The organism is Dietzia sp. DQ12-76 (assembly GCF_014145045.1).
Lineage (GTDB): Bacteria > Actinomycetota > Actinomycetes > Mycobacteriales > Mycobacteriaceae > Dietzia.
Map to the genome: position 1 here is coordinate 1 of NZ_JAALDV010000220.1, position 7,614 is coordinate 7,614.

At 69.7% G+C, this 7,614-nt stretch carries 6 protein-coding genes and 2 pseudogenes; 4 read left to right on the forward strand and 4 right to left on the reverse strand.

Annotation, left to right across the window (positions count from 1 at the left end; genetic code table 11):
• The 3 genes and pseudogenes from G6019_RS08500 to G6019_RS08510 all read right to left on the reverse strand — a co-directional run.
• A pseudogene (locus G6019_RS08500) lies at positions 1-207 on the reverse strand (hypothetical protein); the annotation flags it as partial.
• 9 nt (positions 208-216) lie between these two features.
• The gene (locus G6019_RS08505; RefSeq protein WP_182627407.1) at positions 217-741 is read right to left on the reverse strand and encodes an NUDIX hydrolase; all 525 of its coding nucleotides are present in this window, start codon (positions 739-741) and stop codon (positions 217-219) included.
• 117 nt (positions 742-858) lie between these two features.
• Positions 859-1,743 (reverse strand): hypothetical protein, encoded by an 885-nt coding sequence (locus G6019_RS08510; RefSeq protein WP_182627409.1) that lies wholly within the window; start codon positions 1,741-1,743, stop codon positions 859-861.
• Positions 1,744-2,175: 432 nt separating this feature from the next.
• On the opposite strand from G6019_RS08510, the gene G6019_RS08515 reads away from it, so the two are divergent.
• The 4 genes from G6019_RS08515 to G6019_RS08530 all read left to right on the forward strand — a co-directional run bounded on the left by G6019_RS08515 (position 2,176) and on the right by G6019_RS08530 (position 7,045).
• Positions 2,176-3,627: a hypothetical protein gene (locus G6019_RS08515; RefSeq protein WP_182613405.1), complete on the forward strand. Its 1,452-nt coding sequence runs from the start codon at positions 2,176-2,178 to the stop codon at positions 3,625-3,627.
• Between the two features lie 61 nt (positions 3,628-3,688).
• Positions 3,689-4,642, forward strand: a complete 954-nt coding sequence (locus tag G6019_RS08520; protein ID WP_182613406.1) for a PspA/IM30 family protein — start codon at positions 3,689-3,691, stop codon at positions 4,640-4,642.
• A gap of 137 nt (positions 4,643-4,779) precedes the next feature.
• Positions 4,780-5,289, forward strand: a complete 510-nt coding sequence (locus G6019_RS08525; RefSeq protein ID WP_182613407.1) for an SRPBCC domain-containing protein — start codon at positions 4,780-4,782, stop codon at positions 5,287-5,289.
• A 211-nt stretch (positions 5,290-5,500) separates the two neighbouring features.
• Entirely contained in the window at positions 5,501-7,045 is a 1,545-nt protein-coding gene (locus tag G6019_RS08530) for an HNH endonuclease (RefSeq protein ID WP_182613408.1), read from the forward strand.
• A gap of 32 nt (positions 7,046-7,077) precedes the next feature.
• Here G6019_RS08530 and G6019_RS17250 read toward each other — a convergent pair.
• A pseudogene (locus G6019_RS17250) lies at positions 7,078-7,614 on the reverse strand (NYN domain-containing protein); the annotation flags it as partial.

Consider the following 7,614-nt stretch of genomic DNA (forward strand, 5'->3'; position numbering starts at 1 on the left):
CCGGGCGACGGCGGCGGTGGCCGCCCCCACCCCCGCGCTTGCTGCGGCGATCAGCAGGATCTGCCCGGGGCTCGGCACCCACGCGCCCGTACCGGCGGCCAGGCCGTGAGCCGCGATACCGAACACCGCACTGACCAATGCCACCACCATGCCGACAGCCGCGGTCACCACGGGTGGGACCTCGGTTCGCACTCGGTCGGCGGGCACGATCCGATTCTAATGGGACCCGGTGGCCCGGCTGGACTCGGTGGCCCGGCTGGACTCGGTGGCGAGCTCGATTCGCGCGCGTTCCTCATCCGCGAGTCCCGCCTCGAGGCGGGCGAGCATGTGGGGACGCATCTCGGGCAGGTCATCGACCCCGAACCAGCGGACGTCTGTGTTCTCGCCATCGGCCGGGCGGGGGTCGCCGTCGAGGTAGGTACAGGCGAAGGTGTGGTCGATGTACTGCGCGCGGTCGCCGTTGGTGTAGGTGACCATCCTGGAGACGCCGATGGACGCGACGCGGTCCACGCGGATGCGGACGTCGGCCTCTTCCCGTGCCTCTCGGACTGCGGTCTCTGCGGGATGTTCGCCAGGATCGACGATGCCGGTCACCGGGGTCCACCAGCCGTTGTCGGCACGTCGAACCAGCAGGACGCGCTCGCCGTGGGGGTCACGGATGACGGCGGTGGCGCCGGCCAGCCAGAGGGGCGCGGTGCCGACGTGGCGGCGTAGTTCCAGGACGAAGTCGGGGACGGACATGGCTCTGAGGGTATCCAGGTCCGGAGAATGCACCGATCCCCGCCGACCGTGTGGTCGGCGGGGATCGGTGGTGTGCTACCCGGACGCTGACTCGGTCAGCGCCGAGGGGTCAGAACGTCAGTTCTGCTCCTCGACGGGCTCGCACTCCTGGCGCTCCATGGAACCGTTGTCCTTGAGGAACTCGATAGCCTCCGGCGGGAGGTTGCATACGAGTCCGACGTTGACGCGCGGGAGCGGCGGCAGGTTGACGCCACCGGAGACGGCGAGGCCGATCGCGATGCCACCCGCGGCGAGCGAGCCCAGGGCGAGGAGGGTCGCGGGATCAACGGACCCGCCACCCGCCTCGGAGCCCTCGATGATCGAGCCGAGGTTGATCTCACCCGAACCGAGCTCCGAGGAACCGGTGAAGATCTCGGCGAGCGAACCCATGTCGTCCGAACCCGCGTCCGAACCGGTGAAGATCTCGGTCAGCGAGCCGGTGTCGAGCGAGTCGGAGTCCGAACCCGTGCCCAGCGACGCCGGATCAAGCGAATCGGTGCCGAGCGAGTCGGAGTCCGAACCCGTGCCCAGCGAATCGCTGAGGGAGCCCAGCTCCTCGGAACCCGAAGCCGAACCGGTGGCGATGGAATCGATGAGCGCGGTCAGCGAGCCGGTGTCGAGCGAGTCGGTGTCCGAACCCGCGTCCGAACCGGTGAAGATCTCGGTCAGCGAGCCGGTGTCGAGCGAGTCGGAGTCCGAACCCGTGCCCAGCGACGCGGGATCAAGCGAATCGGTGCCGAGCGAATCGGACACGCCCTCGAGCGAGCCGGTCAGCGGGCCGTCCTCGCCGGCGGAACCGACGAAGAGATCGAGACCGAGGTCGATCGATCCACCGAGGAGCTCGGTCCCGAGCCCCAGGTCGAGAAGCGCGCTGCCCTCTTGCGCGTTGGCGACACCCGGCATGGTGCCGAGCGCGAGTCCGGAGGCCGCGATGACGGCGATCATCCGCTTGGAGTTCTTCATAGGAACTGCCTTCCTGTTCGTTGGTGACAATCCAGCGACCCGGGTTCTCCCCCTCGTCGCCCGGTCCAGCGCTCGGCCAAGGGGCCGCTCACCGTCGGATCGTGTCATCACCCTATCGAGCAATTTTCTGGACTTGTTACAAGAAGTCTCGTTCAGGCACAGCTAATACCCAGCCGGGCGCGGGCGCGAAGTCCGCACGATTCGGGCAATGAGTGCTGCTAAAGGCCCCATAGCGCCCTACTACCTCGACTTATGTGAACCTTAATAAGTGAATTGAAGCTTATACAGAATCACCGCGCCGCCTGTTTAGTGACGTTGATCACTTTTAACCTTCGATTGCCTGACTCGTCGTCAACACGTCGACGCGCAGGCTCAGACGTGGCTAAATGTGAGGTTGACCTCGCATAAATCCATCCCCGATCCAGGAGCGATATGACACCCAACAGCAGCGGAGTTCAGTTCCCCGCCGACCCATCCGGAAACCGCTCGTCCGGACGGCTGGCCAAGCAGGTGGTCGCAGACGCGCTCGCCACCGTGGACCCGGCCGCGAGTGAGCGGGTCCACCGGATCAAGGACTGGCGCAAGGGGTACATCCAGCCCTTCACCGAGCTGGTCGGTGTGGGCGTCGCCGATGCGGAGGCCTGGGACGGGGTGGCCCGGGCCGCGCTCGAGTCACTCCAGTCCAGAATGGTGGGCGTTCACGAGGTCGAAGGCCAGATGGTCGAGACCCCGATGAAGGACTACCTCGCCGTCGTCGCGTCGCAGTCCACCCCGGGGACCGAGACGGTCCAGGGCACGGCTGCCCCCGCCACAGAGTTGTCCATCCCCTACCGCGGCGAGGAACTGACCGGCGCGGTGCTCCGAACCCGGCTGGACAAGTGGGTGGACGCCGGGGTGATCGAGCCGAGCTGCGCGGACGCTCTCAAGTTGGTCCAGGACAACCCTGAATGGCTCTCGCTGCCGGGCCGAGCGGTGCTCGTGCTCGGCCTGGGGTCCGAGATGGGGCCCGCCGCCCGGCTGCTGAGGTGGGGCGCCGACATCCTGGGCGTCGACCTCCCCTCCAGCCCGGTGTGGGACCGGTTCCGCGAGAGGGCCGCGGAGTTCGCGGGACGGATCCACTTCCCCACCGGCGAGGACGGACGGCCGGGGATCGACCTGCTCACCCAGCTGCCGGAACTCGTCGCGTGGGCCCGGGCGGCCGCACCGGCCCCGCTCACCGTGGGCAGCTACTTCTACGCGGACGGCGGGACCCACGTGCAGCTCTCCTCCGCGGCCGACGCCCTGGTCGTCGACCTGCTGAAGGACGGGACCGCCGACGCCCTGGCCTACCTGGCCACCCCGATGGACACCTTCGTGGTGCCCGCCGACGTCAGGAAGGCCTCGGACGCGGCACTGAGGGCCCGCAAGGCCACGGACATCAAGAGGATCATCGGCGCCCTGACCGGCCAGAAGGTCTTCCACCGGAACTACGAGAAGGGCAGCGGGCCCGCGGTGCACGACGCCCTCGTGCCCCAGCAGGGTCCCAACTACACGCTGGCCAAGCGGGTGCAGCGGTGGCGCGCCACCACCGCGTTCGCAGACGGGCACACCGTCTCCGTCAACGTGGCCCCTGCCACCGACACCCGCTCGGTCACCAAGAACAAGATCCTCGCGGCTACGTACAAGGGGGCGCACGCGTTCGGCATCGAGATCTTCGAACCGGCCACCTCGTCCGCCCTTCTCGCGGCACTACTGGTCCACGACCTCAACGTCGGTCGACCGGACGTCGGGGTGCAGTGGGAACACGAGTCGCACGGGGCCGCCTCGGGAGGCCTGTGGCGTCAGCCCTACCTGCCCCGTACCGCGCTGCCGGTGGCCGCGCTGCTCGGTACCGTCAAGAGGTAGGAACACGCCACGGGTCGGCCTTCCGGCCCGCGCCCTCGGTGCCGACAGTTAGGACCCCGACATGCCGAACCCGTTCTCCAAGAGCTGGAACTACCTCAAGGCCTCGCTCGACAAGAAGGTCGACGACAACGCGGACCCCAAGATCCTCGTCCGCCAGGCCATGGACAACGCCCGCCAGCAGCACAAGGCGGTGACCGACCAGGCGGCCTCGGTGATCGGGAACGCCAAGCAGCTCGAGATCGCGATGAGCACCAAGTCCCGGCAGCTCGACGAGGTGCAGGGTCAGATCCGGCAGACCCTCCAGGTGGCCGAGTCGGCCCGGGCGGAGGGGGACACGGCCCGCGCCGGCCAGTTCGAGGCGCAGGCCGAGCAGTTGGCCTCGAGGATGGTCACCCTGGAACAGGATCTGGAGAACACCAAGCAGCTGCACGGGCAGGCGGTCCAGGCCGCCGAGCAGGCCAAGCAGGCGGTCAAGGAGTCCGACCAGCGACTGCGGGAGACGCTCGCACAGGAGGACCAGCTGCTCCTCCAGGCCACGCAGGCCGAGATGCAGCACCGCACCGTCGACTCCGTGTCCTCCCTCGAGGGCGTCGGCGGCGGCAACTCGCCCACCTTCGACGAGATCCGGGCCAAGATCGAGGGCCGCTACACCACGGCACTGGGCAAACAGGAACTCGCGGAGGCCACGGGTGCGCCGTCCACCGCTCAGCTCGACGCCGCCACGTTCACCCGCGAGTCGGAGGGTAAGAGCAAGCTCGAGCAGATCCGTGCGTCCATGGGCCTGACCGGCGGCGGCACCGCCGTCGAGGGAGCCGGCCCGGGTGGCGATTCGGACCGTCAGCTGACCGAGGGCGCCGGAACCGACGAGAACACGGAGACATCCGGTGCGACGGAAGCCGCGACGCCCACCGGGCAGGCGGGGTCACCCTCTGCCCCCGTCGACGACTCGGGGACCCCGGAGCCGGGGCCCGCGGATCTCGCCGGACCGACCCTGCCCCGCGACACGAGGGACTGACCCGTTCGCGCTCGCCTGCGGCAGCGACGAGTGCGGAGTGATTCTTTTTCGGTTTCCACGCGGCGGTTCGCGATATTCTGGCTGTCGGCGTCAGGGTGAGCCCGTCCCCGGCGTCGGCCTGATCACCAGGAGACGACATGCCCACACCCACGCCCTCCGGCCGCCTCTCCGATTCGGGAGCGGTCGTGTTCTCCCGCCGCCTGCCCCGGTCCCGTGAGCAGGCGTGGGCCGCCGTCACCGACCCGGCCCGCACTGCCCGGTGGATCGGCCCGTGGTCGGGCGACCCGGCATCCGGCACCGTCCAGCTCACCATGACCGCCGAGGACGGCGATCCGGTGGATGACATGGAGGTGGTCACCTGTGACGCCCCCGGGCTCCTCGTGGTGCGGACCGGGTCAGGTGGGTGGCTGCTCACCGTGAGGATCGAGAGCGACGACGACGAGGGCGGCGAGGGCGGCAAGGCCGTCATCTCCCTGGAACAGTACATCGCGGACGCCGAGTCCGCCGCGTCCATCGGTCCCGGGTGGGAGTACTACCTGGATCGCCTGGTCGAAGCGGAGGCGGGGCGGGATCCGGATGCCCTGCACTTCGAACCGGACTACTACCCCGGCCTCGCGGAGTACTACCGGGACCTGGTGGGCCGCTGAGCGGCCTGCGCCGCCTCGCTGGGCATCACACCTCGCTCCGCTCCCTCCCGTTTCTCCCACCCCCGTCGCCATCGCTGACGCCGCCGCCCCCGCCCGCCCCGGACGCGTCAGTGGCATCAGTCCTGGTCAGGATGCCATGTCGTACCCCGTTGCTAGTGTTGCGCTATCGAACACACGAGCGATTGCCGGGCTGCCGGGAAGGGGGACGCGGATGCCGACAGCACACGGTTCGGGGATAGCAGCGGCCGGGCTGGCCGCCCTCGACGCTCTCCGCGCCGAGAACCGCGCTGCCGCAGCCCGCCTGCAGGCCTGTCACGATCTCCTCGCATTGTGCGAGGAAGAGCAGTTCGCCCGCGATGTCGAGGCCGGCTACTTCGACCCCGATGGGCCCCCGCGTCCGCGCGACCACGCCGTGCTGGACCCCTTCGACGTCGCCTGCGCCGAACTGGTCGCCACCTACGGGGTCCACCATCGCCGCGCTGCGTCGATGCTCACGCTGGCCCGGGATCTCGTCATGGGGTTCCCCGGGATCGTCGAAGCCATGAGGTCCGGCCTCCTGGACGAGCGCACGGCGGTGATGCTCGTCAGGCAGATGCGGACAGTCGACCCCTCCGTGCTGGACGTCGTGCACCGCCTGGTCGTGGACTCGCTGCTCGAGTCCATCGCATCCGGCGAGCGGCCCGGTCGCCACGCGATCCTGGCCAAGACCGACAGCATCATCGCTGCCTTCGACCCGGAGGGCGTCGCCAGACGATGCGCGGCTGCGCGGCACGAGCGCGGAGTCAGCGTCCGTCGCGGGGCGGACGGGATGTCAGAGCTGCGCGCGCACCTCACCTCGACCGAGGCCACCGCGGTCCACGACGCGCTCCAGCACACTGCCGGGGAGCGGCTCGACCGCGAGAAGCAGGCCCGGATCGACGCCGTCCGCAACGGCACCGGGCCGGCGTACGACCCGCACGCCCGCTCCCATCAGCAACACCGGGCGGACGCCCTCGTCGACGCGATCCTCGGCACCGGCGACTGTTCTGACGCCGGAAACTCGGGTCGCTCCGCACCCGCATCCGCCCCGCAGATCAGACCGATCATCACCATCCTGGCCCCTCGCGGTCCGGGCGAGGAGCCGGAGGTGTACGTCCCGCGAAGCGGGCCCGCGTCGATCGACGCGTTGATCGCTCTGCTGGCCCGCAGCGTCGGGGCCCAGATCTCCGTCCCCGATCCCGAGGCAGGGTCCGCGGACTCGACCGACGGTGCGCGCCGCTACCGGATCAGCGCCGAGCTGGCCCGCCGGATCCGTTTACGCGACGGAACCTGCCGCCACCCCGGATGTTCGGTCCCGGCCGAGGACTGCGACGTGGACCATGTCGTGCCCTTCGACCACTCCGATCCCGGCGGTGGCGGTCAGACCGTCGAGGCCAATCTCATGTGCCTCTGCCGGCGCCACCACAGGTTCAAGACCTTCCACACCTGGTACTACCAGCTCCTGCGCGACGGAACGCTGACCATCGTCACGGAGAGTGGTTACACCATCACGACTCTCCCAGACGGACCACTGGCGAAGTGGCGGGACCTGACCCGCAACGGGTTCGACACGCTGCCCGGCCCCGGTTCCGCGGAGCGACCCTGGCTCCGGCCCCGGCCTCTCAGCACACACTGGTATCGACGGGCGTGCCGCATTGCCGCCCGGCGCCGCGAGAACGTCGCGGCGTCACGGGGCGACGGGCCGGATGTCGACGACCGCGATCCCCCGCCCTTCTGAACCCCGGCCCTGACGTCCTCGTCCCGCCCGGGTCAGCGATGCTTGAGCAGGACCGCGCGGATCCCCTCATGGAATCCGTCGCGCAGACGAACCCGCTGCGCCTCGGTCAGGGTGAACTCGTTGAGCATCTGACACGCGAACTGCAGCAGCGGGCGGTCCACCGCAGGCGGGAGCACTCCCCCGGAGAGCAGGTGGGCCTGATCGCGCTGCTCCTCGGTCGCGGCCTGTTCATACCACCAGGTCGCATACTGCTGGCCCACGTCGAACGGCGTCTGCTCGCCGGACGAGGTCCACACCTCCTCCGACAGCGGAACGAACTTGGACCGCAGCGGACGGCGGTGGGGCGCCATCATCGACGGACTCGGACGCGAGGACCCGTTGGACGGGGCGCCCGGCGTCGAGGCCTCCGCCTGAGGCCGGCCCGGGGACGGCGATGGGGGTCGGTCGCCCCCGGGCTCCGCTACGGGTTCCGTGGCCACCGGCTCCGACCCGGGGCCCGACCTCACCCCACGCTCGGCGATCGCCGCGCAGTCCTGTGCGTCGGCCGCCAGCTCCTCCGCATCGGCAGA